General features: G+C 70.3%; 16 protein-coding genes. 8 read left to right on the forward strand and 8 right to left on the reverse strand.

The genetic code is table 11. The annotated features are described in order from the left end of the window. The first annotated feature begins 192 nt into the window (after positions 1-192). Together RAB71_RS05785 and RAB71_RS05790 are read left to right on the forward strand one after the other, a co-directional pair. On the forward strand, positions 193-738 hold the full coding sequence (locus RAB71_RS05785) for a YecA family protein (protein WP_010342809.1): 546 nt from the start codon (positions 193-195) through the stop codon (positions 736-738). Next, a complete protein-coding gene (locus RAB71_RS05790) occupies positions 738-2,120 on the forward strand; it encodes an aminopeptidase P N-terminal domain-containing protein (protein ID WP_010342810.1) in 1,383 nt (460 codons plus the stop codon). The genes RAB71_RS05785 and RAB71_RS05790 overlap by 1 nt, the downstream gene beginning before the upstream one ends. A 67-nt stretch (positions 2,121-2,187) precedes the next feature. Here the strand turns inward: RAB71_RS05790 and pepQ are convergent, their stop codons facing one another. The 7 genes from pepQ to rph all read right to left on the reverse strand — a co-directional run bounded on the left by pepQ (position 2,188) and on the right by rph (position 9,654). Continuing rightward, on the reverse strand, positions 2,188-3,510 hold the full coding sequence (gene pepQ / locus RAB71_RS05795) for a Xaa-Pro dipeptidase (RefSeq protein WP_010342811.1): 1,323 nt from the start codon (positions 3,508-3,510) through the stop codon (positions 2,188-2,190). A 264-nt stretch (positions 3,511-3,774) separates the two neighbouring features. Continuing rightward, the gene (locus RAB71_RS05800) at positions 3,775-4,116 is read right to left on the reverse strand and encodes a PilZ domain-containing protein (protein WP_010342812.1); all 342 of its coding nucleotides are present in this window, start codon (positions 4,114-4,116) and stop codon (positions 3,775-3,777) included. Further along, positions 4,113-6,497, reverse strand: a complete 2,385-nt coding sequence (locus tag RAB71_RS05805; RefSeq protein WP_104609505.1) for a DUF1631 domain-containing protein — start codon at positions 6,495-6,497, stop codon at positions 4,113-4,115. The genes RAB71_RS05800 and RAB71_RS05805 overlap by 4 nt, the downstream gene beginning before the upstream one ends. 75 nt (positions 6,498-6,572) lie before the next feature. Next, positions 6,573-7,802, reverse strand: a complete 1,230-nt coding sequence (hemW, locus tag RAB71_RS05810; RefSeq protein ID WP_010343095.1) for a radical SAM family heme chaperone HemW — start codon at positions 7,800-7,802, stop codon at positions 6,573-6,575. Positions 7,803-7,934: 132 nt separating this feature from the next. After that, positions 7,935-8,546, reverse strand: coding sequence for an RdgB/HAM1 family non-canonical purine NTP pyrophosphatase (gene rdgB / locus RAB71_RS05815; protein WP_010343096.1), 612 nt, complete (start codon positions 8,544-8,546; stop codon positions 7,935-7,937). Beyond that, positions 8,543-8,932, reverse strand: a complete 390-nt coding sequence (locus tag RAB71_RS05820) for a VOC family protein (protein ID WP_010343097.1) — start codon at positions 8,930-8,932, stop codon at positions 8,543-8,545. Before RAB71_RS05820 ends, rdgB begins: the two co-directional genes overlap by 4 nt. Then, entirely contained in the window at positions 8,929-9,654 is a 726-nt protein-coding gene (gene rph / locus RAB71_RS05825) for a ribonuclease PH (RefSeq protein WP_010343098.1), read from the reverse strand. Before rph ends, RAB71_RS05820 begins: the two co-directional genes overlap by 4 nt. 107 nt (positions 9,655-9,761) lie before the next feature. On the opposite strand from rph, the gene RAB71_RS05830 reads away from it, so the two are divergent. From RAB71_RS05830 to recG, 6 genes are all read left to right on the forward strand, one after another. Beyond that, positions 9,762-10,622, forward strand: a complete 861-nt coding sequence (locus RAB71_RS05830) for a YicC/YloC family endoribonuclease (RefSeq protein WP_010343099.1) — start codon at positions 9,762-9,764, stop codon at positions 10,620-10,622. Between the two features lie 110 nt (positions 10,623-10,732). After that, a complete protein-coding gene (gene gmk / locus RAB71_RS05835; RefSeq protein WP_010343100.1) occupies positions 10,733-11,359 on the forward strand; it encodes a guanylate kinase in 627 nt (208 codons plus the stop codon). A gap of 112 nt (positions 11,360-11,471) precedes the next feature. Next, positions 11,472-11,771, forward strand: coding sequence for a DNA-directed RNA polymerase subunit omega (rpoZ, locus tag RAB71_RS05840; protein WP_010343101.1), 300 nt, complete (start codon positions 11,472-11,474; stop codon positions 11,769-11,771). A gap of 100 nt (positions 11,772-11,871) precedes the next feature. Further along, entirely contained in the window at positions 11,872-14,043 is a 2,172-nt protein-coding gene (locus RAB71_RS05845) for a bifunctional (p)ppGpp synthetase/guanosine-3',5'-bis(diphosphate) 3'-pyrophosphohydrolase (RefSeq protein ID WP_010343102.1), read from the forward strand. Between the two features lie 344 nt (positions 14,044-14,387). Further along, positions 14,388-14,771, forward strand: a complete 384-nt coding sequence (locus RAB71_RS05850; protein WP_010341827.1) for a RidA family protein — start codon at positions 14,388-14,390, stop codon at positions 14,769-14,771. 9 nt (positions 14,772-14,780) lie between these two features. Then, on the forward strand, positions 14,781-16,928 hold the full coding sequence (gene recG, locus RAB71_RS05855) for an ATP-dependent DNA helicase RecG (protein ID WP_104609504.1): 2,148 nt from the start codon (positions 14,781-14,783) through the stop codon (positions 16,926-16,928). Between the two features lie 106 nt (positions 16,929-17,034). Here recG and RAB71_RS05860 read toward each other — a convergent pair whose 3' ends face one another. Further along, a complete protein-coding gene (locus tag RAB71_RS05860; RefSeq protein WP_353940057.1) occupies positions 17,035-18,006 on the reverse strand; it encodes an IS110 family transposase in 972 nt (323 codons plus the stop codon). Positions 18,007-18,258: the final 252 nt, after the last annotated feature.

Below are 18,258 nucleotides of genomic sequence, written 5' to 3' on the forward strand. Positions count from 1 at the left end.
CGCAGCTCCTGCAGCGACGTGCTCCAATGGCATGGCGGAAAGTGACTTCTGTCAAAGAACGGGTGGTGGAGTGTAGGCGCGTGCCGGAAGCCACCACAAGCGGCGGCGCACACGCGATTGCTACACTGCGCAGTCCCGATTCCGCCGCAGGCCGCCACAGGCCCGTGGCCAGCGCCCGACAGGCTTCGCTCCATGACCGAACTTCCCACTGCCGACCAGATCGCCGATGCCAGCCGGACGCTTGGCCTGGCTGCGTCGGCGGCCGAATTGCACGGCGCCCTGTGCGGCTGGCTGGCCGGCGGCGGCGCCGATCTGCCGGCCTGGCCGGCCGCGGTGCTGGCCGACGCCAGCATCGCCGCGCCGCGCAGCGGCGACGCCCTGGACCGCCTGCGCGAGGCCACCGCTGCGCAACTGAACGACCGCGATTTCGGTTTTGACCTGGTGCTGGCCGATGCCGGCGCGTCGCTGCCCGAGCGCGCCGACGCGCTGTTCGACTGGTGCCGCGGCTTCCTTGGCGGCTTCGGCCTGGCTGCGGGCGCCGCACCGCCGCTTTCCGAGGAAGGGCAGGAGGCGCTGCAGGACCTGGCGCGGCTGGCCCAGGCCAGCGCCGACGATTTCGACAGTGGCGACGAGGACGAGGACGCGCTGGCCGAGATCGAGGAGTTCGTGCGCGTGGCGGTGCTGCTGCTGCACAGCGACTGCGTGCTCGGCCCGCGCCACCGGCAGCGCCTGAACTGATGAAGCGGCTCACCGGGATCTCCTCCGGCGAGTACGCGCGCCGCCGTCGACAACTGATGGACATGGCCGGCGAGCAGGCCATCCTGGTGCTGCCCAGCGCGCCGGAGCGGGTGCGCAGCCACGACACCCATTACCCATACCGGCAGGATTCGGATTTCTGGTACCTGTGCGGCTTTCCCGAGCCGGACGCGGTGCTGGTGCTGGTGCCCGGGCGCCGCCACGGCGAAGCGCTGCTGTTCTGCCGCGAACGCGACCCCGAACGCGAAGCGTGGGATGGTCCGCGGGCGGGCCAGGAAGGCGCGGTCGAACGCTACGGCATGGACGATGCCTATCCGATCGACGACCTCGACGAGATCCTGCCCGGGCTGCTGGAAGGCCGCTCGCGGGTGTACTACCACTTCGGCCGCGACGTCGATTTCGACCTGAAGCTGATCGGCTGGGTCAAGCGCGTGCGCGAGCAGGTGCGGCACGGCGCGCAGCCGCCGCACGAGTTCCTGGAGCTCGGGCATCTGCTGCACGAGCAGCGCCTGTTCAAGTCGCGCGACGAGATCGCGCTGATGCAGGTCGCTGCCGACCTGAGCGTGGCCGGGCACCGCGCGGCGATGCGGCTGGCGAAGCCCGGCGTGCACGAGTACCAGGTGCAGGCCGAGATCGAGCGCGAATTCCGCGCCGGCGACGCCTGGCCGGCCTACGGCAGCATCGTCGGCAGCGGCCACAACGCCTGCGTGCTGCACTACCGTGCCAATGCCGCGCGCCTGCGCGACGGCGACCTGGTGCTGGTCGATGCCGGCGCGGAGTACCGCGGCTATGCCGCCGACATCACCCGCACGTTTCCGGTCAGCGGCCGCTTCAGCGCCGAACAGCGCGCGCTGCACGACCTGGTCGGCGCCGCGCATGCCGCCGCGCTGGCGCAGGCGCGCCCGGGCGTGGCCTACGAGGCCGGACACCTGGCCGCGGTGCAGACCCTGACCGAAGGCCTGCTGCGGCTGGGGCTGCTCAAGGGCAGCGTCGAGCAGAACCTGGCCAGCGGCGACTACCGACGTTTCTATCGCCACAAGACCGGGCACTGGCTGGGCCTGGACGTGCACGACGTCGGCGACTACCGGCTGGCCGGCGAATCGCGCCTGCTCGAGCCGGGCATGGTGTTCACCATCGAACCCGGCCTGTACGTGTCGCCGGACGACAAGGACGTGGACCCGAAGTGGCGCGGCATCGGCATCCGCACCGAGGACGACGTGCTGATCACCGACGACGGCCACCGCGTGCTCACCGATGCCTTGGCGCGCAGCGCCGAGGAGATCGAGGGGTTTATGGCTGGGAATGGGGAATGGGGAATAGGGAAACGGGAATGGGAAAGCGGTGACCGTGCGCGGAAAGGTTAGTTAGCGGCCTTTGTGCTTTTGCTGTTGCGATTCCCCATTCCCGATTCTCCATTCCCGGCGGCGGCCATCAGGCCGCCGCAAACACCGGCCGCGTCAGGTTCTCGGGCGCGTCCGCGGTGCACACCACTTCGTCCTCGATGCGGATGCCGCCGTAGGGCTTGAACTGCGCCACCCGCGCCCAGTCGACGCTATCGCCGTGGCCGGCCTGCTTGAGGTCGTCGAGCAGCATGTCGATGAAGTACAGGCCCGGCTCGATCGTCATCACCATGCCCGGCTCCAGGGTGCGGGTCATGCGCAGGTAGGGGTGGCCGTCGGGGCGTTCGATGCGGCCGCCGCGGTCGCTGGCGGCGAAGCCGGCGACGTCGTGCACCTGCAGGCCGATCGGATGGCCCAGGCCATGCGGGAAGAACGCGGCGCTGACGCCGGTGGCCACCGCGGTTTCCGGCGACACCTTCAGCACCCCGGCATCCCGGAGTACGCCCATCAGCGCCAGATGCGCATCCAGGTGCAGTTGCCGGTAGTCGACGCCGGCGCGCACGTGCTGGCCCATGCGCTGCTGCGCGGCGTCCACCGCGTCGATCAGCGCCTGGAAGTCGCTGCCGCGATCGGCGGCGTAGGTGCGGGTGATGTCGCTGGCATAGCCGTGCGCGGAGGCGCCGGCGTCGATCAGGAAGCTGCGCAGCGGCGTCGGCGCCTGCCGCTGCAGTTCGGTGTAGTGCAGCACGGCGCCGTGTTCGTTCAACGCCACGATGTTGCCGTACGGCAGTTCGTTCGCGTCCTGGCCGACCGCGGCGCAGTAGGCCATGTGGATCTCGAACTCGCTGCGGCCGTCGCGGAACGCTGCCTCGGCGGCACGATGGCCGCGCACTGCCGCCTGCTGCGCCTGGCGCATCAGCGCCAGCTCGTAGGGCGTCTTGTAGGCGCGGTGGTATTCCAGGTAGTGCAGCACCTCCGCCGGGTTGTTCGGCACGTAGGCGCCCAGCGCGCTCTGCGGCTCGCCGAGGATCGCGCTGCGCGCGGCATCCGGCAGCAGCGCCAGCGCCTCGTCCGGGGTGCGGATCAGGTGGATGTCGCAGTGCTCCACCCACCAGCCACTGGGCGCGTCCGGCACCACGTGCCAGTAGTCGCGCGGCTGGTGGAAGATCACCTGCGGGCGGCGCCCGGGCGTGTACACCAGCCAGCTGTTCGGCACTCGCGTCAGCGGCAGCCAGGCCTTGAACTGCGGATTCACCGCGAACGGATAGTCGCGATCGTCGAACACCTGGTAGTGCAGGGTGCCGCTGGGGACCACCAGGTGGTCGAAGCCGCCGCGCGCCAGCGCCTCGTCGGCGCGTTGGGTCAGCGTGCGCAGGTGGTCGGGATACAGGGCGCTTGGGTCGTGCTGGGGCATGGCGGCGGACTCGTTCGGCGATGCGGAAACAGGGGCGCCAGTGTGCCGGAAACGTTGCAGGCGTGCGGACGTGGGTGGACGGCGTGCGCATGGCGTGCGTTGCCGAAGCTGCGCCGCGACGCGGGGCGTTGTCGATCCGCCGGATCTTCTTTGCGTCGAAGCGAACCGGACCCGGATGGCCGTCGTAGGAGCGGCTTCAGCCGTGAACGAGGCGTTCCCTGGAAGGCCGGTCTCGGCTGAAGCCGCTCCTACGGGTTGGTAACGCTAGCCGCCGGGGGCCGAGTTGATCCACTGCCGCAGCAGGTCGCGGTGCGCGGGGGAAATGGTCAGAAAACGGAAGCCGGCCCAGGCCTGGCCCGGTGCGTGCGAGGGTTCGCTCCACAACAAATGCGCGCCGACGTCGATCTGCGCGTCGCGGTCGGCCTGCGGCATCGCGAAGCGCAATTGGTACAGCGCGTCCTCGTACAGCGGCGCCGAGGCCAGCAGCAGCATGCCGTGTTCGGAGACGTTGCCGAGGCGGCCGACCACGGCGTCTTCCATCAGGTCCAGCACCGGCACCATGTCCGGGACCTGGCGACGTGGCGAACGGCGGGCGTCGCTGCTCATGCACCCTCCAAGGCGTCGTCGGCGGCGGGAACGCCGGCCAGGGTGCGCAACGCGCGCACCGCGGCCTGCCAGGCGCGGTCGATCAGGCGTGCGCGGTCTTCGCTGACGATGCGGGCCTGGCCCTGCGCCAGCAGCCGCGCCAATCCGTCGAGCGTGTGTTCGGCGGTCTTCTGCCCGCGCTGGTTCACGAACAGCGCGCGTTCGGTGATCGGGCTGTACCAGGACAGGCGTTGCCGCTTCAGGTCGCCTTGCTGGTTGACCACGAATTCGAACCAGGTGCCGAACGGCAGCGTGCGCAGCCGCGCATACGCCGCCTGTTCGGCCTCGTTGCGCGGCGGCAGCGACGGGCGCTCGCCGTCCTCGCCCTGCTCGCCCAGACGGGTGCGTGCCTTCAGCCGCACGCTGAGCTCGGTGCGCGAGGTGGTGGCGTCGGTGCCGCCGGGCGTGGACAGGCGGCGGGCGATGGCCTCGGCCTCCTGCTGGTGGTAGCCCACCTGCAGCAACGCCTGGCCCACGCGTTCGGCCAGGCCGGCATCGGAGGCGCCCTCGCTGCGGCAGGTGACCTCGGCGATGCGCTCGGCCAGGCCGATGCGCTCGCGCCAAATCTCCGAATCCTCGCCCTGGCGCAGCAGGGTCAGCACCAGCACGTCGGACCAAGCCTGCTGCAACAGGGTCTGCACGAAACCGGGCGGTTGCCGGGCGTTGCACAGCGCTTCCAGGGTGGCGGTGGCGGTCTGCTTGGCCAGTTCCAGCCGTTCCTTGCCGCGCGCGGCCTCCACGTGCCGGCGTTCGGCGATCTCCGCCTTGTGCGCCAGGCTGCGCTGCTGCGCCTGGATGTCCTGGTGGGCCTGCTCGAAGACGGTTTCGTCGCCTTCGTATTCCTCGACCACGCGGTCCACGGCCTGGTTGAGCTTGAGCAGCAGGGTCGGATCGCTGTCGTCTTCGCCCAGCCAGGTCGCGCCCGATTCGGCGACGGCGTTGAGCAGTTCCCGCGCCGGGTGGCGGCTGCGCGCGAAGAACGCCGGGTCCTGCAGCGCGGCGCGCACCAGCGGCACCTGCAGGCGTTCCAGCAGCGCCGCGGCCGGCGCGTCGGCGCGCACCTCGCGCTCGATCTCGCCGTACAGCAGGCCGAGCAGGTCGAAGGTGTCGGCCTGTTGCGGTGCAAGGGTCGCCTGCGCGCCGTGGCTGGCGCGCAGCGCCTGCAGCAGGGCGGTCTGCACGTCGCGCAGGTGGCGGCGTCCGCGCAGCCCGCCCAGGGTGCTGTGGGCCGGCGGTTGCGCCTGCAGTTCGCCCAGGGCCTGCAGCAGGCTGGCGGTCGGGACCGGGATCGCACCGGTGGCGCTCGCCGGCCGCGCCGGGAGCGTGGCGGCACCGGCGGTCGCGGTCGTGGGCGCCGTCGCGGCCGGTGCGGCCTTGGCGCGCGCTGCGGTCAACAACTGGCGCAGGGTGGCCAGGTCGGGGCCGCTGGCGGCCGGTTCCGCGGCGGCCGCCGCTACACCCGCTGGTGGCAGCGGAGTGGTGGCGGCAGGCCCCGGCGGCATGCCCATGGCGGGTGCGGCCTGGACGGGGGCAGCGCCGCCGCCGCGGGTGGCGCTGTCGGCAGGAGCCGGCGCGGTGCCCGCGGCCATGCGCGCGGTGCGGCGCGCGCCCGGCTCCACGTTGGTGCTGCGCGCCACGTAGGGTAGGTAGATCAGGCCCGGGAGTACCCCGGCGTGGGTCAGCAGCACATTGGCCCGTTCCACGATCTCGCCATAGCGCGCCAGCGCCTGGCGTTCGAAGGCGCGGTACAGCGACAACTGCGTGTCCAGCCCCAGGCCCAGCGTTTCGCCGGCGGCGCGCAGCAGCCGGCACAGCGCGTGCGGCCCCAGCGGCAACTGCTCGATCTCGAAGGCGGGCCGCGCCGCCAGCACGCCGAAGCGCTGGCCGAGCAACTGCAGCGGGATGTTGCAGCGGGTCGCCTCGCGGCGGGCGATCTCGTGCAGCACGATGTCGCGGTCGATATCCACGTCGTCGACCAGGGTCAGCATCTGCGCCGCCGCGACCGGCCTGGCCGTGCGCGGCGTGGCGGCCGCGGCGGCCGGGCTGCGGATGCCGGCCAGCCCGGCTTCCAGGTGCGCCTGGTAGTGCGGCGCAAAGCGCCCGCGCTGCGCGCGCAGGCGCTGCGCTTCCTGGAACAGGTCCTGCTGCACCTGGCCGTTGCGGGCGCGCCCGGCCTGCTCGAGCAGGTCCTGCTCAAGTTCGTCCAGGGTCGCCTGCAGCGGCATGTCCAGGGCCTGCCACAGCAGGCTGTTCAGGGTCTGCAGGATGTCGCGCACGCGCGCCGGCAGGGCGGCGCTGGCAAGCGTCGCCGTCGGGGCCTGGAGGGTCGCAGACACGGGCATCCTGTGATCGCCGTTGTACTTTTCTGCGCGGTATGTAGCACGATCCGCCGCCGCAACCAAGGCGGACGGCGCGGCTCAGGGCAGGAACAGGGCGATGACGTCGTTGGTGAAACGCCGTCCCAGCTCGGTCGGGACGGCGTGCCCGGCGTCCACCCGCAGCCAGTCGCGGGCCTGCGCGGTGGCCAGGGCCGGGGCGATCGCCTGCAGCGGCAGGCCGGTGCGGGCGCTGAAGTCGCGCAGCGCGAAGCCGTCGTTGAGGCGCAGGGCGTTGAGCATGTACTCGAACGGGCGCCGCTCCGGCGCGATCCACTCGTCGCCGCCGATCGCCGCCGGCGTTCCCGCCGCGTCCAGGAACGCCTGCGGATGCTTGTGCTTCCAGCGCCGCAGGATGTTCTGCTCGGCGCCGGAGCTGATCTTGCCGTGCGCGCCGGCACCGATGCCGAGATAGTCGCCAAAGGTCCAGTAGTTGAGGTTGTGCGCGCAGCGGTAGCCGGCGCGCGCGTAGGCGCTGACCTCGTACTGCGCGTAGCCGGCCTCGGCCAGCAGCGCCTGGCAGCGCTCCTGCATGTCCCAGGCGTCGTCGTCCTCGGGGATGCCCTGCGGCGGCCGCGCGGCGAACACGGTGTTCGGCTCCAGGGTGAGCTGGTAGTGGCTGAGGTGGGTCGGCTGCAGCGCCAGCGCCTGCGCGATGTCGCGCTCGGCCTCGGCCAGGGTCTGCTGCGGCAGCGCGTACATCAGGTCCAGGTTGAAATTGGCGTAGCCGGCGTCCTGCGCCAGCTTCACCGCGCGCTCGGCCTCGGCGCCGTCGTGGATGCGGCCCAGCCGCTGCAGGGCCGCGTCGTCGAAGCTCTGGATGCCGAAGCTGAGGCGATTCACCCCGGCCGCCAGGTAGCGGTCGAAGCGGCCGTGCTCGGCCGTGCCGGGATTGGTCTCCAGGGTGATCTCCAGGCCTGGCGCGAAGCGCAGCCGGGCGCTGGCGGCCTGCAGGAAGCGGTCGATCGCCTCGGGCGGGAACAGGCTGGGCGTGCCGCCGCCGAAGAACACGCTGTTGACCACCCGGCCCCAGACCAGCGGCAGGTCCTGGTCCAGGTCGCGGATCAGCGCATCCACGTAGGCGTCGAACGGCAGCGCGCCCTTGGCCGCGTGCGAGTTGAAGTCGCAGTACGGGCATTTGCGCACGCACCAGGGCAGGTGCACGTAGAGCGACAGCGGCGGCGGTACCAGCGACGGGCTGTCGGCGTGCGCGGACGGGTCCGGGCAGGCGGTGCCGGGCGGGTGCTGGCAATGGTCGTGGGCGTGCGGCATGGCGGGCAGGAATCTGGAAACGGAGATGCGGGCGGTGCGGGCGCCGGAGGGCTCAGGGCTTGGCGCAGGGCCGCAACGCAGTCTGCGCGCGCCGCGGTGCCTGGACTGGCCAGGCACCTGCGCGCAGCGCGTTCATTCGGCGGGTTGCGCCGCCAGCAGGTCGGCCAGGCGTTGCTTGAGCTGCTGCAGGGCGAGGGCGCGATGGCTGATGCGGTTCTTCAGCGCCAGCGGCATCTCGGCCGCGGTCTGGCCGTGGTCCGGGTCCAGGAATACCGGGTCGTAACCATGCCCGCCCGTGCCGGCACGCGCCTGCGCGATGCGGCCGCGCCAGCGGCCTTCCACCAGCAGCGGTTGCGGATCCTCGGCATGCCGCAGCAGCACCAGCACGCAGTAGAAATGCGCGCCGCGCTGCGCATCGGGAACATCGCGCAGCGCGTCCAGCAGCTTGTCGATGTTGGCCTGCGCATTGCCGTGTTCGCCGGCGTAGCGCGCCGAGTACAACCCCGGCGCACCGTGCAGCGCGTCCACGCAGATGCCGGAGTCGTCGGCCAGCGCCGGCAGGCCGGTGACGCGGGCGGCGTGGCGCGCCTTGAGCAGCGCGTTCTCGACGAAGGTCAGGCCGGTTTCGTCGGCATCGCTGACGCCGAGCGTGGATTGCGCGATCAGTTCGACCCCGACGTCGTCGAGCAGGGCATGCAGTTCTTCGAGTTTGCCGGCGTTGCTGCTGGCCAGGACCAGTTTCATGCGGTGGGCTCCAGCAGATCCCAGGTGTTGCCGTACAGATCGCGGAACACCGCGACCGTGGCGTAGGGTTCGTGACGCGGGGCTTCCAGGAATTCCACGCCGGCGGCGAGCATCGCCGCATGGTCGCGCTGGAAGTCGTCGGTGTGCAGGAAGAAGCCGACGCGGCCGCCGGTCTGATTACCGATGCGGCTGCGCTGCGCGTCGTTGCTGGCGCGCGCCAGCAGCAGCGCCGCGCCGCGCGCATCGCCAGGCCCGACCACGACCCAGCGTTTGTGGCCCTGGTCCACGTCTTCCAGCAACTGGAATCCCAGCTTGCCGGTGTACCAGGTGATGGCCTCGTCGTAGTCGGCCACCACCAGGGTGACCAGGGCCAGGTGCTGCTTCATTGCGCCAGGGCCGCGCGCTGGGCCGCCAGCAACTCGCCGATGCCGCGCTCGGCCAGGCCGAGCAGCGCGTCCAGTTCGTCACGGCGGAAGGCGTGGCCCTCAGCGGTGCCCTGCAATTCGATGAAACCGCCGCCGTCGTTCATCACCACGTTCATGTCGGTATCGCAGTCGCTGTCCTCGGCGTAGTCCAGGTCCAGCACCGGCACGCCACGGTACACGCCCACCGAGACCGCGGCGACCGCGCCCAGCACCACCGGCTTCTTCAGGTCGCCGCGCTTCTGCAGCCAGTTCACCGCATCCACTAGGGCCACGTAGGCGCCGGTGATGGCGGCGGTGCGGGTGCCGCCGTCGGCCTGCAGCACGTCGCAGTCCAGAGTGATGGTGCGTTCGCCCAGGGCGGTGCGGTCGACGCAGGCGCGCAGCGCGCGGCCGATCAGGCGCTGGATCTCCAGCGTGCGTCCGCCCTGCTTGCCGCGTGCGGCCTCGCGATCGGAGCGCGAGTGGGTGGCGCGCGGCAGCATGCCGTATTCGGCGGTCACCCAGCCTTCGCCCTTGCCGCGCAAGAAGCCCGGCACGCGGTTCTCGACGCTGGCGTTGCACAGCACGCGGGTGTCGCCGAAACTGACCAGGACCGAGCCTTCGGCATGGCGGGTGAAGGCGCGTTCGATGCGGACCGGGCGCAACTGATCGGCCGTGCGGCCGCTGGGACGGGAGAAGGACATGCAGGATTCCGGGAAGGGCGGGGCCGTGCGCGGCATGTGACCGCGTTCGGCAAGGCAGGGAAGGGCGCTAGGTTAACATCCGCCCCTTGCCCGCATTGGAACACCGCATGATCCGCAGCATGACCGCCTACGCCGGCGCCGAGCGCATCACTCCCTGGGGCACGCTGGGGTGCGAGCTGCGCTCGGTGAACCACCGTTTCCTGGAAGTGGGCGTGCGCCTGCCGGAGGAACTGCGCGCGCTGGAGCCGCAACTGCGCGAACGCGTGGCCGCGCGGATCAGCCGCGGCAAGCTCGACCTGATGCTGCGCCTGCGCGCGCCGGAAGCGGCGCAGACGCTGGCGGTGAACGAGGCGCTGGTCGAACAGTTGGGCGTGCTCGCGCAGCGGCTGGGGGTGCGTTTCCCGCAGATGCAGGTGCAGTTCGTCGACCTGCTGCAGTTGCCGGGCGTGCTGCAGGGGCAGGCCGCCGATCCGGCGGCGCTGCAGGCGCAGGCGCTGGAACTGCTGGATGAGGTGCTGGCCGAGTTCGTCGCCGCGCGCGAGCGCGAGGGCGGCAAGCTGGCCGCGGCCATCGTCGAGCGGGTCGATGCGGTGGAACGTATCGCCGGCGAGGTGCGCACGCTGATCCCGGCCATCCGCGACGGCCAGCGCGCCAAGCTGGCGGCACGCCTGGCCGACCTGCCGCATCCGGTCGACCCCGGCCGCGCCGAGCAGGAACTGGTGCTGTGGCTGCAGAAGCTGGACGTGGACGAGGAACTGGACCGGCTCGGCAGCCACATCAAGGAACTGCGCCGGGTGCTGCGCCAGCCGGAACCGGCAGGCCGGCGCCTGGACTTCCTGCTGCAGGAGTTCAACCGCGAGGCCAATACGCTGGGCTCGAAGTCGGTGGACAGCCGCACCTCCAACGCCGCGGTGGAACTGAAGGTGCTGATCGACCAGATCCGCGAGCAGGTGCAGAACCTCGAATAGCCGGGAATGGGCGATCGGGAATGGGGAATCGTCAAAGCGGGTACGATGCACCCCCAGCCCGGCTCGGCGCTGTTCCCATTCCCCATTCCCGACTCCCCATTCCCAAGAACATGCGCGGCACTCTCTACATCGTGGCGGCCCCCTCCGGCGCCGGCAAGAGCAGCATCGTCAACGCGACCCTGGCGCGCGACCCGCAGATCGCGCTGTCGATCTCGTTCACCTCGCGCGCGCCGCGGCCAGGCGAACGCCACGCCGAGCACTACCATTTCGTCTCCGCCGACGAGTTCCAGCGGATGATCGATGCCGGCGATTTCTTCGAGTACGCCCGCGTGCACGGCGACTGGAAGGGCACCGCGCGGCAGTCGGTGGAGCCGCAGCTGGCCGCCGGCCACGACGTGCTGCTGGAGATCGACTGGCAGGGCGCGCGTCAGGTCCGGGCCAAGGTGCCGGACGCGGTCAGCGTGTTCATCCTGCCGCCGTCGCGCGAGGCGCTGGAGCAGCGCATGCGCAAGCGCGGCCAGGACAGCGAGGCGGTGATCGCGCAGCGGCTGGCCGCCGCGCGCGAGGAGATGTCGCACTACGCCGACTTCGACTACGTGATCGTCAACGAGCATTTCGACACCGCGGTGGACGAGATGTGCGCGATCTTCGTCGCCAGCCGCCTGCGCCGGCTGCCGCAGCAGCAGCGCCACGCCGGGCTGATCGCCACCCTCCTGCAGGAACAGCCAACTGGCTGATTCCAAAGGGAACGGAATGGGGTGGGGTTGATCTTGGGCGGCTGTCGCCCTACAATCCCCGCCCTTTCCCTCATTCGAACGCGTGGCCGCCGCCGGCCCGCCGGGAGCCCGCATGGCCCGCATCACCGTAGAAGATTGCCTGGAAGTCGTTAACAACCGTTTCGAACTGGTCATGATGGCGTCCAAGCGCGCCCGCCAGCTCGCCAACGGCGTGCAGGCCACCCTCGACAACACCGAGTCCGCCGACAAGCCGACCGTGCTGGCGCTGCGCGAGATCGCCGCGCGCAAGATCGACAACGCGCTGATCGACGAGGTCGAGAAGGCCGAGCGCGAGCGCGCCGAGCGCGAAGCCCTGGAGTGGGCCGCGGCCGAAGTGGTGGCCGACGAGGACATGTCCAAGAACGACGACTGATCGCGTCCCGCGTCGCGATCGTCCTGCGAACAGCCCGCATCCGCGGGCTGTTTCGTTTTGCGGGTTTGCCGTCCACGCGCCGCTGGCATAGTCTTTCCGCATGAACCCAGGCCCTTCTGCCCAGGTCGCCCACGCCGTGCCGTCGTCGGCCGACGAGGCGGTCCCCGACTACGTCCTGCAGCTCGAACGCAGCGCCAGCTATCTGCCGCCCGAGCAGATCCCGCTGCTGCGGCGCGCGTGGGAGGTCGGTGCGGCCGCGCATGCGGGGCAGACCCGCAAGTCCGGCGAGCCCTACATCACCCACCCGGTGGCGGTGGCCGGCGTGCTGGCCGAGCTCGGCCTGGACGTAGAGGCGCTGATCGCGGCGATCCTGCACGACACCATCGAGGACACCCCGCTGACCCGTGCCGAACTGGCCGCCGAGTTCGGCGAGGCGGTGGCCGAACTGGTCGACGGCGTCACCAAGCTGGACAAGCTCAAGTTCCGCGACCGTCAGGAAGCGGCCGCCGAGAGCTTCCGCAAGATGCTGCTGGCGATGTCGCGCGACCTGCGCGTGATCATGATCAAGCTCGCCGACCGCCTGCACAACATGCGCACGCTGGGCGCGCAGAGCGCCGAGGCGCGCAGCCGCATCGCCCGCGAGACGCTGGAGATCTACGCGCCGATCGCCCAGCGCCTGGGCATGAGCCTGATGAAGTCCGAACTGCAGAACCTCGGCTTCCGCGCCCTACATCCGTGGCGCCACGCGATCATCGAAAAACACATCCGCAGCCAGCCGGTGGTGCGCCGCGAATCGATGGCGCAGGTGGAAGTGCAGTTGTCGCAGCGTCTGGCCAAGGAAGGGCTGGAGCACCGGCTGGTGAGCCGGATCAAGACGCCGTGGAGCATCTACAACAAGATGCGCGACGAGAACAAATCCTTCGACCAGGTGATGGACGTGTTCGGCTTCCGCCTGGTGGTGCGCGGTGTGCCCGACTGCTACCACGCCCTCGGCGCGGTGCACGCCACCTTCAAGCCGCTGGACGCGCGCTTCCGCGACTTCATCGCCATTCCCAAGGCCAACGGCTACCAGTCGCTGCACACGGTGCTGTTCGGCCCCTACGGCTCGCCGATCGAGGTGCAGATCCGCACCGAGGAAATGGACCTGATCGCCGAACGCGGCGTCGCCGCGCACTGGACCTACAAGTTCGGCGGCGACTCGCCCAACAGCGCGCAGAGCCGCGCGCATGCGTGGATCGTCGAGCTGATCGAATCGCAGCGCGCCGCCGGCTCGTCGCTGGAGTTCCTGGACAACGTCAAGGTCGACCTGTTCCCGGACGAGGTCTACCTGTTCACGCCCAAGGGCAAGATCCTGGCGCTGCCACGCAATTCCACCGCGCTGGACTTCGCCTATGCGGTGCACACCGACGTCGGCAACCGCGCGGTGGCCTCGCGCGTGGACAAGAAGCTCGTGCCCTTGCGCACCAAGCTGGTCAGCGGACAGACGGTGGAAGTGATCACCGCGCGCTCGGCTACGCCCAAGCCGCAGTGGCTGGAGTTCGTGGTCAGCAGCAAGGCGCGCACCGCGATCCGCCACCAGCTCAAGCAGCTCGAGCACGAGGACGCGGTGCAGCTCGGCCACCGCATGCTCGACCGCGCGCTGGAGGCGATGGACAGTTCGCTGGAACGGCTGCCGAAGGGGCGCCTGGATTCGTTCCTCAGCGAGCACCGCTATCCGCGTCTCGAAGCCCTGCTGGCCGACGTGGCGCTGGGCAACTGGATGCCCAACCAGGCCGCGCAGGCGCTGATGGCGTACGCCGAACTGCGCGGCGGCGGCCATTCCAAGCATTCGCAGGAAAAGATCCTGATCAACGGCACCGAGCGCGGCGTGGTCAGCTTCGCCAATTGCTGCCAGCCGATCCCAGGCGACGAGATCATGGGCTACCACACCGCCGGCAAGGGCATCGTGGTGCATCGCCTGGACTGTCCGAACCTGGCCGAACTGCGCAAATCGCCGGAGCGCTGGGTGCCGATCGGCTGGGATACCAGCGTCATCGGCGACTACGACACCGCGCTGGTGGTGGACGTGGAGAACCGCACCGGCGTGCTCGCGCAACTGGCCGCAGCGATCGCGCAGAGCCAGTCCAACATCGAGCGCGTCGACTACCTGGACCGCGACTTCAACGCCGCGGTGCTGCGCTTCAACATCCAGGTGCGCGACCGCAACCACCTGGCCGAAGTGATGCGCCGGCTGCGGCGCTTGAATGCGGTGCAAAGCGTGCGGCGCCAGTAGGTGGTGCCGGGATTGGGGATTGGGGATTCGGGATTCGGGATTAGGGATTGGGGATTGGGGATTGGGGATTCGACACGCGCTTGGCGCTGCTGTCGTAGGAGCGGCTTCAGCCGCGACGCCTTACCGATGACGCATCGCGGCTGAAGCCGCTCCTGCGAAAATCGTCTGAAAGCGAGCGCAGCGCTGTGTCCTGCCGGCAAGCTGTTCCCGAATCCCGAATCCCGAATCCCGAATCCCGAATCCCCAATCCCCAATCCCCAATCCCCAATCCCCAATCCCCAATCCCCAATCCCCAACCGCGCACGCCAGCTAAACTAGGCGGACATTCTTCCAACGGAGTCGCCATGTCCCGCCAGATCATCCATACCGACCGTGCACCGGCCGCGATCGGCCCGTATTCGCAGGCCGTGCGCGCCGGCAACACCGTGTACTTCTCCGGGCAGATCCCGCTGGATCCGGCCACCGGCGAGATCGTCGCCGGCGACATCGCCGCGCAGGCGCGCCGCGCGTTCGACAACCTGCAGGCGGTGGCCGAGGCGGCCGGCGGCTCGCTGGACCGCATCGTGCGCCTGGGGCTGTACCTCACCGACCTGGCGCAGTTCGCGCAGGTCAATGCGGTGATGCAGGACTACTTCCAGGCGCCGTTCCCCGCGCGTTCCACCATCGAAGTCTCGGCGCTGCCCAAGGGCGCGGGCTTCGAAGTGGACGCGGTGATGGTGCTGGACTGATTCCCCGCCGTGCCGCGCGTGCAGGTTCCGGCGCCGGCGCTGTCGGCGGCAGGCGAGGCGCCGCTGACCACGCTGCCCGGCGTCGGTCCCAAGTTGGCGGAGAAATTCGCCGCGCGCGGCCTGTCCACCCTGCAGGACCTGTGGCTGCACCTGCCGCTGCGCTATGAGGACCGCACCCGCCTGACCACGGTCGCGGCGTTGCAGCCGGGCGTGCCGGCGCAGGTCGAGGGGCGGGTGCAGGCGGTGGACCGCGGCTTCCGCTACCGGCCGATGCTGCGCGTGGCGGTGGCCGACGACTCGCGCGGCACCCTGGTGCTGCGCTTCTTCCAGTTCCGCGCCGCGCAGGCGGCGCAGTTCGCGGTCGGCGCGCGCTTGCGCGCCTTCGGCACGCCCAAGCCGGGCCAGCACGGGCTGGAGTTCGTGCATCCCAGTTACCAGATCCTCGGCGAGGACGACGACGCGGCGCTGGGCGATCGCCTGGATCCGGTGTACCCGGCGGTGGAAGGCGTCGGCCCGGCGACCGTGCGCCGGCTGATCGGCCAGGCGCTGGACCGGCTGCCCGAGGAAGCGGCGCTGGAACTGCTGCCGGCGTCGCTGCTGGCCGAACTCGGCCTGCCGTCGCTGCGCAGCGCGCTGCTGGTCGCGCACCGGCCGCCGCCGCAGGCCGACCTGGCCGCGCTCGCCGCCGGGCTGCATCCAGCGCAGCAGCGCCTGGCGCTGGAGGAACTGCTCGCGCATCACCTGAGCCTGCGCCGCCAGCGCATCGCCATGCAGTGCCAGCCGGCGCCATCGCTGCGCGGCCGCGGGCTGCTGGCCAAGCGCCTGCAGCAGTCGCTGCCGTTCCGGCTGACCGGCGCGCAGCAGCGCGTGTTCGCGCAGATCCGCGCCGACCTGGAGCAGCCGGCGCCGATGCTGCGGCTGGTGCAGGGCGACGTCGGCAGCGGCAAGACCGTGGTCGCTGCGCTGGCGGCGATGCTGGCGGTGGACAAGCGCAAGCAGGCGGCGCTGGCGGCGCCGACCGAACTGCTTGCCGAACAGCATCTGGCCAACCTGCGCGGCTGGCTGGAGCCGCTGGGCGTGCGCGTGGCCTGGCTGGCCGGCAAGGTCACCGGCAAGGCGCGCAGCGCGACCCTGGCGCAGATCGCCTCCGGCGAGGCGCAGGTGGTGGTCGGTACGCATGCGCTGATGCAGGACGCGGTGCGCTTCCACGACCTGGCCCTGGCCATCGTCGACGAGCAGCATCGCTTCGGCGTGCACCAGCGGCTGGCGCTGCGCGACAAGGGTGCTTCCGGCGCGGGCGTGCCGCACCAACTGGTGATGACCGCCACGCCGATCCCGCGCACGCTCGCGATGGCCGCCTATGCCGACCTGGACGTTTCCTCGATCGACGAACTGCCGCCGGGGCGCACGCCGGTGCAGACCATCGTGCTCAATGCCGAGCGCCGTCCGGAACTGGTGCAGCGCATCCGTGTGGCCTGCGCCGAAGGACGTCAGGCCTATTGGGTCTGCACCTTGATCGAAGAGGCCGAGGACAACGAGAAGTCCGCGCAAGGCGGCGCCGGCAACCGGCTCGAGGCCAGCGCCGCGCAGGCCACCTTCGAGGCGCTCTCGGCGCAGTTGCCGGAACTGCGCGTGGGCCTGGTCCACGGGCGCATGAAGCCGGCGGAGAAGCAGGCGGCGATGCGCGCGTTCAAGCAGGGCGAGATCGACCTGCTGGTCGCCACCACCGTCATCGAGGTCGGCGTGGACGTGCCCAACGCCTCGCTGATGATCATCGAGAACGCCGAGCGCCTGGGCCTGGCGCAGTTGCATCAGTTGCGCGGCCGGGTCGGGCGCGGCGCGGCCGCGTCGAGCTGCGTGCTCATGTACCAGGCGCCGCTGTCGGCGATGGCGCGGCAGCGTCTGGAAACCATGCGCCAGACCAACGACGGCTTCGTCATCGCCGAGAAGGACCTGGAACTGCGCGGTCCCGGCGAACTGCTCGGCACCCGCCAGACCGGCCTGGCCGCGTTCCGCGTGGCCGACCTGGCCCGCGACGCCGGCCTGCTGCCGCGCGTGCACGCCCTGGCCGACCGGCTGCTCGACGAGGCGCCGGTGCTGGCCGACCGCATCGTCGCGCGCTGGGTCGGCGGCGCGGTGCGGTTCGCCGGGGCGTGAGGGGCGGGGATTCGGCATTGGGGATGACCAGCCATTCGGCTGTGGAAAGCGGGGATTCGCAAAAGCGGCTTCGCGACGGCTTCGTTCGTAGATACCGTCTTACCCCCTAGCAGGCAAGTCCCCTTTTCGGATCGAACGCCGTACCCGATTTGAGAACCCCGTAGGCCAGGTGCAGGAGCTTGCGCATGGCGGCGCACACGATCTGCTTGCCGGCTTTGCCGCGTTCGCTCAGCCGCTGTTTCAGCGTCCGGATGATCGGGTTGTGGGTCATGGCCACCAGGGCCGGCATGAACAGGCCCGCACGCAGGCGGGGCGAGCCGGTGCGCGAGATGCAGACGTGGCCTTTGCGGTCGCCCGACTGCTGCAGGCACGGATTCAGGCCCGCGAAGGCGGTCACCGCCGCGGCATCGGCGAAGCGCCTCACATCGCCAAGCTCGGCCAGCATCAAGGCCGCGCTGGTGTCGGCAATCCCCTGGATGCTCACCAGCAGCTCGCGCTGCCCACGCAAGGTCGGATCCTGGTCGATGTGGTCATCGATGGCCTGCTCGATCTGGGCGATGTGGTGTTGCAGATCGGCCAGATGGACCTGGATCGAGTCCTTCACCTGGGCCGGAGCGACGTCCAGCCGGTTGCGCTCCATCTGCAGCATCTGTTGCAGATCCTGGCGCCGGCGCACCAGCGCTTTGAGCTGCTTGAGCGCCGGCGGATCAGGGTGCCAACGGCGTAACTGCTCGCGGTGACGCAGGGCATAACTGGCGATCAGCTTGGCATCGCTGCGATCGGTCTTGACCCGGCTGAGCTGGCTGCGTGCGTACGCGGCCGTCTGCGCAGGGTTGAGCACGCACACCTGATAGCCTCGTGCGTGGAGGAACTCGGCCAGCGCCTGGTGATAGGTGCCGGTGGCCTCCATGGCGATCCAGCTATCGGGCTGCGCATGCGTCTGCAGCCATGCCTGCAGGGCCTGGAAGCCCTTGGCATCGTTGGACAACTTGGCCTTGGTACGGTGCTTGCCATTGGTCAGATCGATGGCCGCATCGAAACTGCGTTTGGCGACGTCGATGCCGATGACGGGAGACATACGCGATTCCTCCATCGTGTCAGGGTCATGATCGGCGCTGGGCCCGGTCCTGCCTTGTCGATGCGAGTTCACGCCCGGGAGCGGACTCTGGATACCGTTCGGACACACAAGGGCCAGCATGTGGAGGGCGGAGCCGATCTACGATGCAAGCTCGAAGCTTTAGGAGCGACTGGACCTGCCACACCTCCTCCGATGATCAGTCGGAAGACATGACGCCTGTCTAGGGGCGACATGTCCAGATACAAGGAGCGG

It is taken from the genome of Xanthomonas sacchari (assembly GCF_040529065.1).
Classification (GTDB): Bacteria; Pseudomonadota; Gammaproteobacteria; order Xanthomonadales; family Xanthomonadaceae; genus Xanthomonas_A; species Xanthomonas_A sacchari.